Raw genomic sequence first — 14,424 nt, 5'->3', positions numbered from 1 at the left:
GTTAGTCCGAGGTAGCATAGAGGCGTTGCATCGCCTCTTTTGCACGCTTTGACGCTTTCTTGTGATCAACCTCAACCTCATTGATTGAGAGTTGGTTCTTGTTGTTCTCCAGCTCTGTCCAAGCTTGCTCCAGTCCGACAGCAATCATTTTACGAACGAGCGTGGCTTTGCTTTCGTTGGTATGGGTTGCGAGCATACGAAGTTCGCTATCCATACCGGCGGGTAAGTGGAAAGACCGCAGAATCATAGGTGCCTCCATTCCTTGATAGACCATCTATACATATATATGTACATATGCCATGTCAAGATGTAAGGGCACTTGAATAGAAAAGTGATTAATCTCAATAAAGAGGAGCACAGAATCATTGGCCCATCGCAACTCTGCAAGCTCCACAAGTGGCTAGCCTCGCTGCATACTTCCTCCGCGCGCATAAAGAAATGCGTAAATTTACAAACTTCTAAATGACCACCAAGACTAAGTTCAACGGGAAATTGAACGTAAAAAGTAATCATCGAGCCATCCAAATGTAACCGGACCCGCATAAATTTAAGGGAAAGAACTTGCTGACTTCATTTGGCTCAGATTTGCAAAAACGAAGAGTGCCCGACTAGAGTCTGAGTTCAACAGGCTCCAATCGGGCGTTGTTCAACGAAGTCTTATTCCACAGCCATACCAAGTGCGTCTGCGATACCCCTGCCATAAGCTGGATCGGCAAGTGAGTAATGCCGGATATGGCGCTTCTTAACCTCTTCTTTCGCATCACCTATGGAGCCTGCGGTGTTTTCAAACAAACGTTGTTGCTCGTCTGAGCTCATCAGTCTGAAAAGGTTGCTGGTTGGGAAAAGTAGTCCTCGTCGGTGCGATGGTTCCATCGATCTGCTGCGCCAGACAATTCCATCGGAGGTTCAGAGAAATCAGGCTGCTCTTGCCACTCTCCGTTACTATTGGGCTCATAGGATGTTGACCCCCCATAGTTACCATCTACGCGCATTGCGCCGTCGCGATGATAAGCATGGTAGGGGCACCGGGGCGCATTGACCAGGATCTGATGGTGGTTCACGTATAAGAATTGCGGATTTTTCCCCCGATCCACAGACTGATTGGGATTTAACATAAGTCGCAATTATGGAGCGGTTGCGTTCTAGTCAGCCAACCACCGGCTAGATCCGAACAACGGTCAGTCGTGAAATCTAGATCAGTGGCAGTTTTTAGTCCAAAGTTCAAAGTGCTTTTTCGCACTTAAAGGTCAGCGATGCGCAGAAACCAGACTTTGCTAACTTTGGCGGACGAACCAGTGCGGACAATCAACACCTTTCTCGGATGTTGCTATTGCGGCCCGTTTATCCGCAACAGCAGTCACCTAACTGAATTGGCGGACACGGGACAGTTGCGTAGGAACAAAAAACACAGCAATCGCCTTCCAATGGTTTCAAAACTGCCTTGCATGATTTGCATTCATAAAACCACTGGCACGAGTCGGTTGGCATTTTCTCGGTTTCAAAGTGCCCACACTCAGGGCAGGTCAAAGTACTATCGAGCACCACAGTTTGTTTTGTCATTGTCTCACATCTGTATGATTAGAAGATCGTTGATTTGAGCCTCATTGAACAAGATGACCCATGCCAACGCGGTGATCGTCGTGCTTCCACCAAGCCACCACTTCAGATTTGCCAAGGTCGCGTTTCGATGCGCTACGATCCATGAAACCGCGACCAGCGCTGTTGAGATGGCGAGGACATAGTAGCTTGCTGCCGCTATTTTTCCGAATGTCGCCAACCAACTGCCACCCAAGCCGAGCAACATCATGGCCATTGGAAGAACACAGCATGTCGCGACCCCCAGAGCGGCAACCGATCCCAGGTAGCTGAGGGTCACATATTTCTTCATCTTTTGCTCCCGAGGTGCTCGATTTGATTGTGTTGAGGCACCGGCATTCAGAACGTATAACTCCTGTAGCAACTACAGGATCAATAGGGGGCACTTCACATGATTGCGATAGGTGAGGCTTCCCGGCAAAGCGGGGTCGGCATAGAAACTATCCGCTACTACGAACGCGAAGGTTTCGTACCAAGACCCGCACGAGCTCTGAACAATCGTCGCCTCTATTCGGCAAACGATGTGGGAAGACTTCGATTTTTGAAGAAATGCCGCGACCTGGGGTTCTCTCTCTCAGACGCAAAGGCGCTTTTGGAGCTGTCAGAAGGAAGCGCCGACGACTGCCGATCAGTTAAAGAATTGGCCGAGGCTCACATTGCCAGCGTTCGAACCAAGATAAAGGAGCTCAGACGCCTGGAGCGTGCCTTGAGTGAGCTTACAGCCAATTGTGATAGTGGTAAGGTTCACTGCCCGATGCTGCAAAGACTGAGAACGATGGATGACATCTGACTGTGGCCGCTGCGCGGAAGCTCAGGGTCTGAGATTTAGCTAAATGACGTCAGACCAAGGTCTGTGGTGCGATAACAGATTGTAGTTCATAGTCGATTTCACGATGAGAACGAAAGTAGCTGACCTGACGATTGGCAATTGGTCGTTGTCGCGAGTCTTCCTTGCGGCCAGCATTTTCGTGATGGGTACTGCTACCGCAATCGTCGGGGTCTGGGTGTCTAATCGAATCCAGAACGCCGTCGTGCAAAACTCTGCCAACTCTGCAGCGCTGTATATGGAAAGTGTAGTATCCCCGCTCAGCCAGGAATTGGCACATGGCGACCGCCTTTCGGAGCAAGCGAGCCTGGCGCTGGACGAGATTTTCATGACCCAGCCAATGCGAGACCGCATTGTCTCCTACAAATTCTGGAAGCAAGGCGGTGTGATTGCGCACGCCTCGGATACAGCCATCATTGGAAACCGTTTCAATCCAACGGATGATCTAAGGCGAGCGTGGAGCGGTGACATCTCCGGCTCATTCGAAGAGCTTGATCATGCCGAAAGCGCCGCTGAGGCGGCATTGGGGATACCACTACTTGAAGTTTACAGCCCGATCCGCGAACTCTGGTCTGGCGAGATCATCGCAGTTGCGGAGTTCTATGAAAGAGCTGATCAGCTGGAGTTAGACTTAGCCAAGGCCAGACGAACAAGCTGGTTGGTCGTCGGTTCCGCATTTCTGGCAAGTACGATTGTTTTGTATTCCATCGTCGCAATTGGCGACAAAACAATTCGACGACAGGGGTCTCTTCTTAAACAACGCCTGACAGAAAGTGAGAGGATGGCGGAGCAGAATGCCCTGCTGCGGTCGCGTGTGGTCGAGGCGTCGGAAAGATATGCCACGCAAACAGATCGATTCCTCAAGAAACTTGGCTCCGAGCTACATGATGGTCCTGCGCAATACTTGTCACTCGCCGCCCTTAGATTGGAGGCGGCGTTTGCCAAAGAGTCCGAAATGCCTAAAGAGGCAGTGGAAATTCAGCAATCTTTGCAAAAATCTCTGGCTGAAATTCGCGCGATATCGCGAGGGCTGTCCGCGCCGGATATCGATGGTCTGTCACTCGTCGATGTCGTGAAGAGAGCTGTAGAAGATCACGCCGAACACAGCCCATTGCGACCGGATATTTCGTTCTTGGGTAGCCAGGCCCCAGAGTTGTCATTGTCCGACAAACTGTGCGTTTTTCGGTTCCTTCAGGAAACGCTTTCCAATGCCGCGAGGTATGCTCCAGCATCCAAGTGCACGGTTATCTCTGAGGCGCAGAACGACCGCATAGTTGTAAAGGTCAAAGACGACGGACCTGGATTTGACAGGTCAGAAGAAACCGCGTTGCGAGACGATGGTGGCCAGGGGCTAATGGGCTTGCGAGATCGGGTCGAGAGTATTGGTGGCAGGTTCGAAGTCGCATCAAGACCGGGCGAAGGCACCACCATAGCTATGACACTCTTTCCCAGAAAGTTAGGCACATCATGACTACATCTGTCGTAATAGCTGATGATCACCCGATATTCAGGGATGGCTTGCAACGAACGTTGGATGAAGCGGATGGCTTCGAAGTTTTGGCCGCTGGGTCCAACGCTGAAGAGGCAGTATCGCTGGTCGGCACGCATCAGCCGGACATAGCTATTCTTGACCTCTCTATGCCCGGTGGCGGGATAAGCGCGACACGTAAAATTGCGGCGATGGAAAATCCACCCGTCATTGCAATCTTGACGGTCTCAGAGAACAGCAGCGATGTCGCGGACGCCTTGGAGGCGGGCGCGATTGGGTACATTGTGAAGGGAGTAACCGCAAGCGAACTAACCGCTTCCTTACGCAGCATCGCCGCAGGTGAAGGGTTCGTTTCTCCGGGCTTGGCTTCACGAGTATTGCTGCAAATCAATGCTGACACCGGCATGTCTACTAACAGCTGCATTCTCGATGACCTTACGCATCGTGAGGAAGAAATACTTCGACGTGTGGCCAAAGGACTGAGTAATCGTGAAATCGCTGATGAGTTAGACCTTCAGGAAAAGACCGTGAAGCACTACATGACGGCAATCCTGTCCAAGCTTCACGCGCGAAATCGGGTAGAGGCCGCGCTAATTGCACATGATGTTTGGAATAAGGGAGATTAACGGCGGTCTCGTTAACGACGATGGCGGCCCCTCTCTATGAGAAGCCGCCAACGGATAATAGACTGGTGTTGCTGCTCAGTTGGCAACCGATTGTAACCTCTGGCGATCAGAGGCCGTTGCGTTTCTCTCAACAACAGTCCGGTTGTACGGGTCTTTCAACTCGTAGCGCCCGAACTCGATCTCCTCTTTCCACCCATTGGCATAGTTCACTTCGATATTATTGCCCTGGCGTTCGATTTTCGTGGGCCGACTTCCAGCAGTTCCGCCTTGCCCAGAAGAGCGCACGTTGTCGATTGAGATACCATTTGCCAAAGACCGAAGCCTTGAGACGTCAGCGCCGGTCGCGGGGCGTTCCTCAACAGTTCGGTTCTGCGCATTCTTTCTCTCATACCGCCCGTTTTCGATCTCCTCCTTGGTTCCGTCGGCGTACCGCACTTCAATACCGTTAGCGTTTGTTTCGACCTTCGTTATCCCAGCCGAACCCGACGGATTGCTCCCTGTTTGAGACCGATCCTTCTTTCCGCTGCCTCTATTGGAGCGTTTGGAGTCATCATCATCGTCGTCGCGACCACCTTTGCCTGATCCCGAATTGTCGTCCCGGTCATCATCTCTGTCGTCGTCGCGATCATCGTCTCTATCGTCATCCCGATCATCGTCCCGGTCGCCACCGCCGCCGCTATTGCCCGAACCTGAGTTGTCGTCCCGGTCACCGTCACTGTCACCACTACGGCCGCTATTGCCAGACCCAGAGTTGTCGTCACGATCATCGTCGCGACCATCCCCGTCGCTTCCCCTGCCGCTCTTGGCAAAGGCATATGACGGTTCAAAATGTAGGCGACCATCGGCGTCGAACGCTGGCACATAAGGCGTCGCCGCGATCAACGAAGCCAACGCCGCAGTACTTAGAAGTTGACCCAGCTTTCTTTGAATTTTCATTTTCGCCTCCAATTCTGAGCATCACGTTTCGTGACGTTGGAGACAGGTTACTTCTGGTTCGGCTTTCCCACATCGGGCTTAAGTCTGACGAATTTCAAGCCGAACGTCTTAGTAAGATCACTAAAACCAATAGAGTTTTTGCGGAGCCATGTGACCAGTTTAGTGGGATCTAACCCCGTCACCCTTCAGCTCGTCATCAGGTTCGAGGTGAATGACAAAGACGGAGTCCGGATACAAACGATCCAATTCGTCCTCGATGTCATTGCAAATATCATGCGCCGCGCTGACTGGCATTGTGCCGTCCACAACAAGATGGAACTCCACGAAGATGACATTTGCGGATCTGCGGCCTTTGAGGTCGTGGTACTCTAAGGCCGCGCCGAGATTTGCTTCGATTGCGTTGGAAACAGTCTGCAAGTCATGATCCGAAAGGGTCACATCCATTAGGCCATCGACAGACGCCCGAATAACTTTCCAGCCCTCCCACAAGATGTTCAGCGCAACAAGAATTGCCAGGATCGGGTCGAGGATCAGCCAGCCGGTGGCAAGCGCCAGTAGCAGACCTGCGATAACACCAACTGAAGTCAGGACATCCGTAAAAATGTGCCGAGAGCTTGCCTCCAAAGCAGGCGACCCCTCCCGCCTGCCGATTTTGAGCAATAGGTAGGCCCACGCGCCATTCACACCCGTTGCAATGACATTGACAATGATGCCGAGCAGCGGCGCATCCTCCAGATGCGGGTTTGGGAGCGCCAGCACAGCTTCTCTGATGATCAAGAACGCCGCCAGCACAATCAGCACGCCCTCGACGACAGCGGAAAGATACTCGGCCTTTTTGTGACCAAACGGGTGGTTTTCATCAGGGGGCTTGTTCGCGACCCGAACTGCGAAATACGCCAACAGCGCGGCAACGACATTCACGGTAGATTCCATTGCGTCCGACAACAAAGCCACTGAGCCCGTCAGCCACCAAGCCAACAGTTTTAGGGCCAGTACCGCAATGGATATTGGAATGGACCAAAGAGCGATTTTTTGTGTCATTTGGCCGCGACCCTCAGTCAATCATGAACAGAAACTCGGGTGATTGGTGAGCTCCGATGTTCAAAACGTAAAACAGGTGTTTGGTGAAAAGGGAATAGGCCTCACAGCTTCCTACTGGCGACCGGCAACAGCATCTGGTCCCCGCAGCATGGCGCCGAACGACTGTTACTCTGATGGAAGCCCCGTCGACGAAACAGGAACAGCTTTGAGATAGGCGGCAATCGCCAAACGGTCCTCATCCGTGAGGCGCGATGTGTTCTCAATGACGTCCACCATCTCACCACCTGCGCTGTCATAGTCCGGCGTGAAGCCGGATTTCAGGTACTCGGCGATGTCAGCCTCGGACCAATCAAGCTGGTCTGAGGTGAGGCCCGGGATGCGACCTTTCCCGTTTGGATTTGGTGCACCTGTCAGCCAAAGGTCTCGTTTCAGACCACCTAAGCCATTTCGCGGGGTATGGCATTCAGCACAATGACCCAGCGCCTCGACTAAATACCTTCCATGTCTTTGTTGGTCGGTCAAATCACCTTCGACTACCCAGCCTGGTGTCATGAACAACAGTTTCCATCCCCCCAATCCACGACGAACACTGAAAGGAAAACCTACCTCATGCGGAACGCTTGCAGTTGTGGCTGGCGGCAGAGTGTCGAGGAATGCGTGAAGCGAAACGATGTCATCCGCTGACATGTTGGCGTAAGATGTGTAGGGAAACGCTGGAAAATAGTGCTGCCCTTCGGCTCCGGTCCCATGGATCAAGGCATTGGCCAGATCCAGGGCAGACCAGGACCCAATACCGACTTCTGGGTGACTGGAAATGTTGGGGGCGATGAACGTGCCAAACTCCGTCTCAAACCGGCGACCACCGGAGAGCATCAGCTTTTCTTCACCAACCGCATCCGGCGCTGAATGACAGGATGCGCATCCTGCGGCGTGGAAAACGATTTCACCTCTGGCGAGATCTGGGTTTAAATCGTCAAGTTGAGATTGATCCATTCTTTGTGGTCGGGTCAGCACCAAACCGGCCAACCCAACCAAAAGTGCAGCGAAAGCAGTGAAAAGGAAAAACCGCTTCACAGCTTTCTACCATTTAGTCTTTCGGTGCTCTGTACGCTTTGTGACATGCCGAACAGCTTCCACCCAGATCTCCCATAGCCGCTTTCAGGGCATCAACATCTTGGCCAGCCGCAGCTTGCATCGCAACCGCGGCGTCTGCCATGGCCTGCCCTTTCGCACCAACGTCAGGGAAGTTTTCCCAGATCGCAGGTAGCGCGCGGGAGGACGGATCGGACACATTGTCAGATCCCGGAGGCCACATTGCGGATTGATCGATCTGCGTTAGCACAAGAAGGTTGTTTGCAGCCCGTGTCGCGGCCACGGCATCATAGTCCACCTCGCCTTTGGCCATGCCGCCAAGTGTACCAAGATTGAAGGCATAGAGCTGCATGATCGAGGTTCGAGCCTTCACAGCCGGGTTTTCACTTTCGTGGGCGATGGCTGTGCCAATTGCGGCCAATGACAAAAGACCCGCCGCGAAGATTGAGTACTGCTTCATCATGATGTGTCTCCCTGTTCAATGCTCCGAATGTTAGCTTGAACGAATTTTCTTGTAATTGTTTGTTATTGGTCGTCACTTGTTAATTTATGAACAACGAAAACTGGGATGACATTCGATACGCGCTAGCCGTAAGCAAATACGGTTCGTTGAACGCGGCGGCGACGGCCATGGGCGTCACGCATGCCACAGTCTTGCGCAGAGTAGCCGCATTCGAAGAGCGCAATGGCTGCCGGATTTTTCAAAAAAGCCCGTCAGGATACTCCATTCTCTCCGAAGCCAGTGCGATCTTTTCGGCCATGGAAAGCGTGCAAGAAGCAGTGCTGTCGGTGGAGCGGGCAGTTGTCGGAGCAAATCGCTCTCCTATGGGTCAGGTGCGCATTACATCGACCGATAGTCTTTGTCAGATTGTTCTCCCTCGCATCATAAACGAGATCTCAGCCCTTTACCCAGGTTTGAAACTGACTCTGCTAAGCCAGAACAGCCACCATGATCTTTCCCGACTGACAGCAGACATTGCTGTGCGCCCATCGATAAAGCTCGGGGAAGGACTGATCGGGCAGCGCGCGGGAACGCTGTCATTTGGCGTCTTTGACGATGGTTGCCCCAATCGCAATTGGATGAGGCTTGACGGAGCGTTGAGCCGTTCCCTCCCAGCTAAATGGCTAGCGGAGAATGTGGACTCTGACGAAATGACCAACGGAGCAGACAGTTTTCTGGTGCTACAGCAGATGGCTGCCTCAGGAGCTGGTAAAACTTTTCTGCCGTCATTTTTTGGCGACGTGGATACCCGCCTTAAAAGGTCGCAGGTCGTATGTCCTAAGATTGAGGTTCCCCTGTGGGTTGCGACGTTAGAGGAAATTGCGCAAACCCCAAGGTTTGCCGTTGTTCAGAAGGCGTTAGTTGAACGCATATCAGAAGCGCTAGCTAAGTGATTTGATGCAACACAGATATTCGATATCATGCAATTTTGACTTTCCAAATTTGCAAAGCCCAGTCGGAAATGCCCGCTTTTGGCTGCAAACAGTCCATTGGATAGGGCTTGGGAAAAGGCTTTGCGAACCAAAATTGGAACGCTCTAGTGAACTTTCGCCAGATTTCTGTTATTTTCGTCATTCCTAAGCAAAGAGAATTCAATGCCGACGGTTAGCCTAAACGGTGCACAGATCCACTACGATGATACGGGTGGCAAAGGAGAGACGGTCGTCTTTTCTCATGGCCTTTTGTTCAGTGGAGCGATGTTTGAAGCGCAGGTTTCTCAACTACGAGATCGCTATCGGTGCATTACATTCGATCATCGAGGGCAAGGCAGGAGTGGCGTTACGGATGCCGGTTGTGACATTGACACACTCACTTCGGACGCAGCTGCACTGATCAAGCATCTGGATGCAAAGCCGTGCCATTTTGTTGGACTAAGCATGGGCGGATTTGTCGGGATGAGATTGGCCGCGCGGGAGCCAAGCCTGGTCAAAACACTGACCCTGCTTGAAACAAGCGCCGATCCTGAAGATTCCCAAAACGCTCCGCGCTACAGAATGCTGAACTTTGTGGCACGATGGATTGGACTATGGGCTGTCATTGGACGGGTGATGCCAATTGTGTTTGGCCGCACGTTTCTCGAGGACACTAAACGCACTGAGGAAAAAACCAGATGGTCCAAGGCTATTACGGGAAATGATCGGATCGGCATTACACGTGCAGTCAAAGGCGTGATCGAACGGGCGGGCTGCATTGACCTTCTCGTCAACATTAAAGTTCCCGTTGGGATTGGCGTCGGGGACGAAGATGTGGCGACAGTTCCCGAAAGGTCCGAGCGCATCCGTCGAGAAATCAAGAGTTCTGAGCTGGTGGTGTTTCGCAGAGCGGGCCACTCGTCTTCTATTGAAACGCCTGACCAGGTGACAGAACTAATCGAGCGCACAATCCGAAGAGCGAACTGCCAAAAAAACTGAAGCCGATGAGCAGTTGGCTGCTTGGATCGGCACACGAGCTACCGCCAGCGATATTGGGTTGGCTATGCGTTGCAGAGGCGGGTCGGAGTTTTACACCTCAAGCCCAGATGAAAGTCTGATTTCCAAGTCGCGCAGTCGTCTATTTTCATATTAGGCAAGTCTCGCTTCTAAAGCTTACGTTTTCGCCCGCACCTCTAGCCGTAAAGAGCTGAAAGACTTCATCCAGCACGGCATCGAAGCCTAGAAGCGCAAGGACGCTGGTTTGTGTTGGACCGACTTTGCAGGGGTTCGCTGACGCATAGTGACTGTGCGTTCTCGCTAGTGGCGAGCGGTTGCCTGACCTCCCATCTTTGGCCTGAAAGGAGACAACCGATGCTCGATACATATACCATTCGCCAAGACGACATGCCTCAAGAAATGCGGTTTCTCTTGGACCAATACCCCCGCGACAGTTGGGAAGCCCATCCAGGTTTCAAAGAGAAAACCAAGCATTGGCTCGGCGCGCATGAGATGTTCCGCCGAGTGGCGGAACGTATTCGCCTGGATACAGAAGGGGTTTTGAGCAACGAGATGGGGTTGGACGACTACGTGGGGCGGCTGTCCTACTATGGCGGCAACCTGGTTGGGAACCTGCATGGCCATCACGGCTGGGAAGATCGCAGCTATTTCCCTGAACTATCTGCTGCGGACCCTCGTTTTGATGCGGGGCTTGAGTTGCTGGAACAGGATCACTTCGATCTGGATACGGTGCTGAGTGACTTCACCCGCACGGCGAACCGTGTGATCAAGCTATCCGCGCTTGATGAGGCTCAAGCTTACGATGAAGCCGGACAGCTCCATGCGACGAGCAACACGATTGAAGCGTTCCTGAAACGGCATCTCAGCGATGAAGAAGAATTGGCCGTGCCAATCATCTTGCATCACCGGCTGAGAGGATGATGCTGAAGTCATGACCGACACGTCTACCGAAGAAGACCAGACCGATATCAAAAAGCGCCGCGCACGGGGTGAATTCGTGCGCGGTGTCAGCGGCTTTCGCCACGCTATTGGCGATCCAGTGTTTCCGGCAGAACCTGATCGCTATCACCTGTTCGTAGCACTGAATTGTCCGTGGTGTCACAGAGTCACGCTGGCGCGAAATGTGTTGGGCCTTCAAAACAGCATCACGATGGACGTTGCATTTCCAAACCGCACTGGCGACGACGATCCAGAGGCGCCAAACCTATGGGAGTTTGCACCTGATCGGATTGCTTCGCTCACAGGTGAGGCTTTGCCCGAATGCACGAGTGAGACCGGCACCGGCAAAGGACTGCGCCTTGCCAAAGAAATCTATCGTACCGAAGGCTCTGAAGAGCAATCCCTTCCAATCCTGTATGACAAGATTGCAGGGCGCATTGTGAACAACGAAAGCGCTGAAATTGTCCGAATGCTGGACGCCTCAGCGGATTCTCTTGGCAGCACAATCCCAGCAGCTGAACGCGTTAGGCTTTACCCAGACGAAGTGCCGCTTCACCAAATTCACGACCTGAACGAACGGATTTATACAGCGATTAACAATGGTGCCTACAAGGCCGGGTTTTCGTCTGATCAAACGATCTATGAAACAGCCTTTGACGCCTATTTTGAGACACTCGAATATTTGGAGGAGCATCTCTCAGATGGTAGGCCCTATTTGACAGGCAACCACTTTTCAGAAGTAGATCTTCGCCTGTTTCCAACTCTCTATCGCCACGATCCCATCTACTATGTGAGAATGAAGCTTAATGGTGCGAGAATTCTAGATTACCCACACTTGTGGCGGTGGCTGTGCCGTGTATACGCGTCGCCCGGAATTGCCGAGGCAGGTTCTCTTGTACACTGCCGCCAGGGTTATTTCGGACGCAGTTGGAATAGCGTCGTGCCCAATGGGCCTTTCAAGCCAATGTCGTACCCAGAGGCCTATCGCCACCCTGACCTCGCAACACTGTAGGCCTCGTCAAGGTATATTGCCTTCGCAGCATATGCGGTTTTTGCCCAAGATGACGAAAGTGAGCTTCCTAGCCAAGTCGCTCGGATACTTCGCAATACCGCGAGTTCGTTTGGTTGAGCACCTCAACCCGAAGCGGAACTGGAAACTTTCAGCGTCAACCTGGCGGGAGTGTATTTAGATAAGCATCTCGAAGTTTAGCACTTCGACGCCCAACAATTGAATTGGCTATATCCGAGCAATGCAAAGCCCAGACCCCGAAGCCAGTGTATCTCTGGTGAGCTCCAAGAAACTTGAGGCCAAGATCCTCGCACAATTGAGTTCCAAGACCGTTCACTGAGATTGCTCCAATCTCACGAACAAAGATCTCTCTGTCGAGAAGCTCTTCCAACTCTGAAACAAAACCTGAGAGGAGCAAGCGAGTCGCATTCTCATGTCCACGCGCAACATAAATCGCCGGGCAGTATGCAAAGTAGTCCCCTGGCAACAAAGGACGTTTTAGATGATCCGGTGTAAGCTCCGCTTCATCGAACAGTAGTTCAAAGAAACGTTCTTCGGGATCGGACTTTGGAAAAATCAAGCCAACGTGTCCAACGATTTTCGACCCAAGCATTACATAGGGTCCAGACAAAAGGCCCGATTTTTGTATGTCACGCCATACCGTATCAGCGGCTGAAAACCCACTGGGTAAGCCATCTCCATAGTCCACCTCCATGCATGCCACGGCTTCTGTTACCGCCGATGAGGAGCCACCGAATTCGTTAAGCACTTCCTGATTGTTTAACAAACGATAGGCAGACCCTGAATGCTGTGGTCGCCCGGCCTCCCAATCCGCCCGGCAAGCAACCACATCCTCTAAGCTCCAACCGAGCTTTTCTTGCAGTTGGTACTCAAGGTCACCACGAATATACGACAGCGAGCGCTCATATTTGCTAATGGCGTCAACACTTACGTTGAGTATCATCGCCAGTTCCTCTTGCGTCATACGGCCATGGCGACCGCTGCCAATTCGATGGGAACGTAGTTTCTGAGCAAAAAGAGACGTCCAATTTTTCATTTTGGTATTGGGAACTGCTGGGTTCAACAGCACCAGCATGCCAAAAGTCTTCGCCTTGCCCAAGCTTCTTACGGGTTTCTTACAGGTTTTTACGGTTGTGGTCCGTGGGTTTCGGCCATGGGCTCGGGCAGCGTGAGCATTGTCGACCTTTGTTAAGGAGAAAGACTATGCCCTACTGGACGATACCCTTTGCGTCACTTTTTGAAATGCTATGCTTTGCGGGGCCGCGTGGTCGGAAAGGTCATGGACGACGAGCAGAAGAGGCAAGAAAATAGAACTAATAGGCAGTCGATCATGAGATCGAGGCTCAGCAAAAACGTTCAGCTTGCAATGCCTTTGTGACCCGCATTGTTCGCAACACTAGAATTGCAAAGTTGGATATTAAAGGCCCGCTTAGGGCTGGTTGCGGTCAACCATACTAATAGTAGAGACTGGTGGTACATAGTTCCGCAGAGCAGTGCTGGCGAAATGCTTATCTGGGGCGCTTTGGTTCCTAGCAGGAGAGGAGCTTAGAAGAAGCACGCAATACTACGACGACAGTCGCCATAGACTTCTTATGTCAAATATTGGTTAAGGGCGGCAGGTACGCTGTACTAGCGGTCTGGGTCTGTATCGAGTTTGCCCCAGAGATCATCAACCATATCTGAGAAGCCATCATTCGAGGCCTCCTTGGGCAGTAGACCAGCTCTTCGCCGGCGTTCGACCTCGGCCATTAGTTCTTCCTCTGTGGCTGTCTCAACCACATCACATCGAAGAGCTTCAATCTCGTCCGCTGTCCACGACTCAAATTTGTCAGCGTAGAAGCCCAGGGAATACGGCTCGTCATCAGAAATCTGCTTGATCACAGCATTCCAATCTTCGCTTTGGTTCGATTCCTTCTCGACCCTCTCATCTAGTTCGCGAATGGACTCACGGATCAACGACAGCAGCTTTGCCTGAGCGCTTTCTTCACCAGCACCAGTCCCTGCAAGCCAAAGGTCTGCGATCTTGCGAACAAGCGACCAAACAGTTTGATTTCTAGGGTGGCCTTTAATCCGGCCGCCGAGACCTCTTTCTTGAATGCCAAACTGCTCGGCAGCACGCTCGTTCATCCGGATATTGTAGTCGGACACGTCCGCGAGTTCTGAATCGTTCTCGGCCACAGCTCGGGCGACCTCTTGATCACCAACATAGACAACTACCTTCAACATCCCGCTACCCCTTCCTTCGCCGGTTCATCACTCGGTCCAGGTGGCTGTAGTCCAGATCTCGCATGATCCTTTGCACTTGCTCTGGATCGACTTCGCGATCTTTTCCGGCAGTGCGGACGATGTGTCTTACATAGATCGCCAACGCGACAATGATCACGGCGGATAAGATCAAGCTGAAATGCTCGTCCCCCAT

19 protein-coding genes are annotated in these 14,424 nt (G+C 52.2%); 7 read left to right on the top strand and 12 right to left on the bottom strand.

What is annotated here, in order from left to right; genetic code table 11:
• Window position 1 precedes the first annotated feature (1 nt).
• The 5 genes from ACR0IP_RS04295 to ACR0IP_RS04275 form a co-directional block, all read right to left on the bottom strand.
• The gene (locus tag ACR0IP_RS04295; RefSeq protein ID WP_480524033.1) at window positions 2-247 is read right to left on the bottom strand and encodes a hypothetical protein; all 246 of its coding nucleotides are present in this window, start codon (window positions 245-247) and stop codon (window positions 2-4) included.
• Between the two features lie 410 nt (window positions 248-657).
• Window positions 658-816, bottom strand: coding sequence for a catalase-related domain-containing protein (locus ACR0IP_RS04290; protein WP_480524031.1), 159 nt, complete (start codon window positions 814-816; stop codon window positions 658-660).
• Window positions 816-1,115: a catalase gene (locus tag ACR0IP_RS04285; protein ID WP_480524029.1), complete on the bottom strand. Its 300-nt coding sequence runs from the start codon at window positions 1,113-1,115 to the stop codon at window positions 816-818. Before ACR0IP_RS04285 ends, ACR0IP_RS04290 begins: the two co-directional genes overlap by 1 nt.
• 226 nt (window positions 1,116-1,341) lie before the next feature.
• On the bottom strand, window positions 1,342-1,560 hold the full coding sequence (locus tag ACR0IP_RS04280; RefSeq protein WP_480524027.1) for a GDCCVxC domain-containing (seleno)protein: 219 nt from the start codon (window positions 1,558-1,560) through the stop codon (window positions 1,342-1,344).
• A 4-nt stretch (window positions 1,561-1,564) separates the two neighbouring features.
• The gene (locus ACR0IP_RS04275) at window positions 1,565-1,888 is read right to left on the bottom strand and encodes a hypothetical protein (protein ID WP_480524025.1); all 324 of its coding nucleotides are present in this window, start codon (window positions 1,886-1,888) and stop codon (window positions 1,565-1,567) included.
• 99 nt (window positions 1,889-1,987) lie between these two features.
• Here ACR0IP_RS04275 and ACR0IP_RS04270 point away from each other — a divergent pair, with 99 nt between their 5' ends.
• The 3 genes from ACR0IP_RS04270 to ACR0IP_RS04260 all read left to right on the top strand — a co-directional run bounded on the left by ACR0IP_RS04270 (window position 1,988) and on the right by ACR0IP_RS04260 (window position 4,537).
• Complete coding sequence (locus tag ACR0IP_RS04270) at window positions 1,988-2,386, top strand: MerR family transcriptional regulator (protein ID WP_480524023.1); 399 nt, start codon at window positions 1,988-1,990, stop codon at window positions 2,384-2,386.
• Window positions 2,387-2,489: 103 nt separating this feature from the next.
• A complete protein-coding gene (locus tag ACR0IP_RS04265) occupies window positions 2,490-3,893 on the top strand; it encodes a sensor histidine kinase (protein WP_480524021.1) in 1,404 nt (467 codons plus the stop codon).
• Window positions 3,890-4,537 carry a response regulator transcription factor gene (locus ACR0IP_RS04260; protein ID WP_170529248.1) on the top strand — a complete coding sequence of 216 codons (648 nt, stop codon included), beginning with the start codon at window positions 3,890-3,892 and terminating at the stop codon, window positions 4,535-4,537. Before ACR0IP_RS04265 ends, ACR0IP_RS04260 begins: the two co-directional genes overlap by 4 nt.
• A 75-nt stretch (window positions 4,538-4,612) precedes the next feature.
• On the opposite strand, the gene ACR0IP_RS04255 is transcribed toward ACR0IP_RS04260, so the two are convergent.
• From ACR0IP_RS04255 to ACR0IP_RS04240, 4 genes are all read right to left on the bottom strand, one after another.
• Window positions 4,613-5,485, bottom strand: coding sequence for a hypothetical protein (locus ACR0IP_RS04255; protein WP_480524019.1), 873 nt, complete (start codon window positions 5,483-5,485; stop codon window positions 4,613-4,615).
• Window positions 5,486-5,632: 147 nt separating this feature from the next.
• Complete coding sequence (locus tag ACR0IP_RS04250) at window positions 5,633-6,514, bottom strand: cation diffusion facilitator family transporter (protein WP_170782187.1); 882 nt, start codon at window positions 6,512-6,514, stop codon at window positions 5,633-5,635.
• Between the two features lie 165 nt (window positions 6,515-6,679).
• A complete protein-coding gene (locus ACR0IP_RS04245; RefSeq protein WP_170689380.1) occupies window positions 6,680-7,507 on the bottom strand; it encodes a c-type cytochrome in 828 nt (275 codons plus the stop codon).
• A 94-nt stretch (window positions 7,508-7,601) separates the two neighbouring features.
• Entirely contained in the window at window positions 7,602-8,069 is a 468-nt protein-coding gene (locus tag ACR0IP_RS04240; RefSeq protein ID WP_170689379.1) for a cytochrome c, read from the bottom strand.
• Between the two features lie 86 nt (window positions 8,070-8,155).
• Between ACR0IP_RS04240 and ACR0IP_RS04235 the strand changes: the two genes are divergently transcribed.
• The 4 genes from ACR0IP_RS04235 (at window position 8,156) to ACR0IP_RS04220 (ending at window position 11,987) form a co-directional block, all read left to right on the top strand.
• Window positions 8,156-9,001 carry a LysR family transcriptional regulator gene (locus ACR0IP_RS04235; protein WP_480524017.1) on the top strand — a complete coding sequence of 282 codons (846 nt, stop codon included), beginning with the start codon at window positions 8,156-8,158 and terminating at the stop codon, window positions 8,999-9,001.
• Between the two features lie 201 nt (window positions 9,002-9,202).
• Window positions 9,203-10,018 carry an alpha/beta fold hydrolase gene (locus ACR0IP_RS04230; RefSeq protein ID WP_480524015.1) on the top strand — a complete coding sequence of 272 codons (816 nt, stop codon included), beginning with the start codon at window positions 9,203-9,205 and terminating at the stop codon, window positions 10,016-10,018.
• A 372-nt stretch (window positions 10,019-10,390) separates the two neighbouring features.
• Window positions 10,391-10,957: a hemerythrin domain-containing protein gene (locus tag ACR0IP_RS04225; protein ID WP_170471023.1), complete on the top strand. Its 567-nt coding sequence runs from the start codon at window positions 10,391-10,393 to the stop codon at window positions 10,955-10,957.
• 76 nt (window positions 10,958-11,033) lie between these two features.
• Window positions 11,034-11,987, top strand: coding sequence for a glutathione S-transferase C-terminal domain-containing protein (locus tag ACR0IP_RS04220; RefSeq protein WP_480524013.1), 954 nt, complete (start codon window positions 11,034-11,036; stop codon window positions 11,985-11,987).
• A 154-nt stretch (window positions 11,988-12,141) separates the two neighbouring features.
• On the opposite strand, the gene ACR0IP_RS04215 is transcribed toward ACR0IP_RS04220, so the two are convergent.
• The 3 genes from ACR0IP_RS04215 to ACR0IP_RS04205 all read right to left on the bottom strand — a co-directional run bounded on the left by ACR0IP_RS04215 (window position 12,142) and on the right by ACR0IP_RS04205 (window position 14,424).
• Window positions 12,142-13,080, bottom strand: a complete 939-nt coding sequence (locus ACR0IP_RS04215) for a helix-turn-helix domain-containing protein (RefSeq protein ID WP_480524011.1) — start codon at window positions 13,078-13,080, stop codon at window positions 12,142-12,144.
• 554 nt (window positions 13,081-13,634) lie between these two features.
• Window positions 13,635-14,231, bottom strand: coding sequence for a hypothetical protein (locus tag ACR0IP_RS04210; RefSeq protein ID WP_171235225.1), 597 nt, complete (start codon window positions 14,229-14,231; stop codon window positions 13,635-13,637).
• Between the two features lie 4 nt (window positions 14,232-14,235).
• Window positions 14,236-14,424, bottom strand: a complete 189-nt coding sequence (locus ACR0IP_RS04205) for a hypothetical protein (RefSeq protein ID WP_170408641.1) — start codon at window positions 14,422-14,424, stop codon at window positions 14,236-14,238.

Source organism: Ruegeria sp. AL11 (assembly GCF_056540865.1).
The sequence above is the reverse complement of the archived record's forward strand: the minus strand, read 5'-3'. Positions and strand labels throughout refer to the sequence as shown.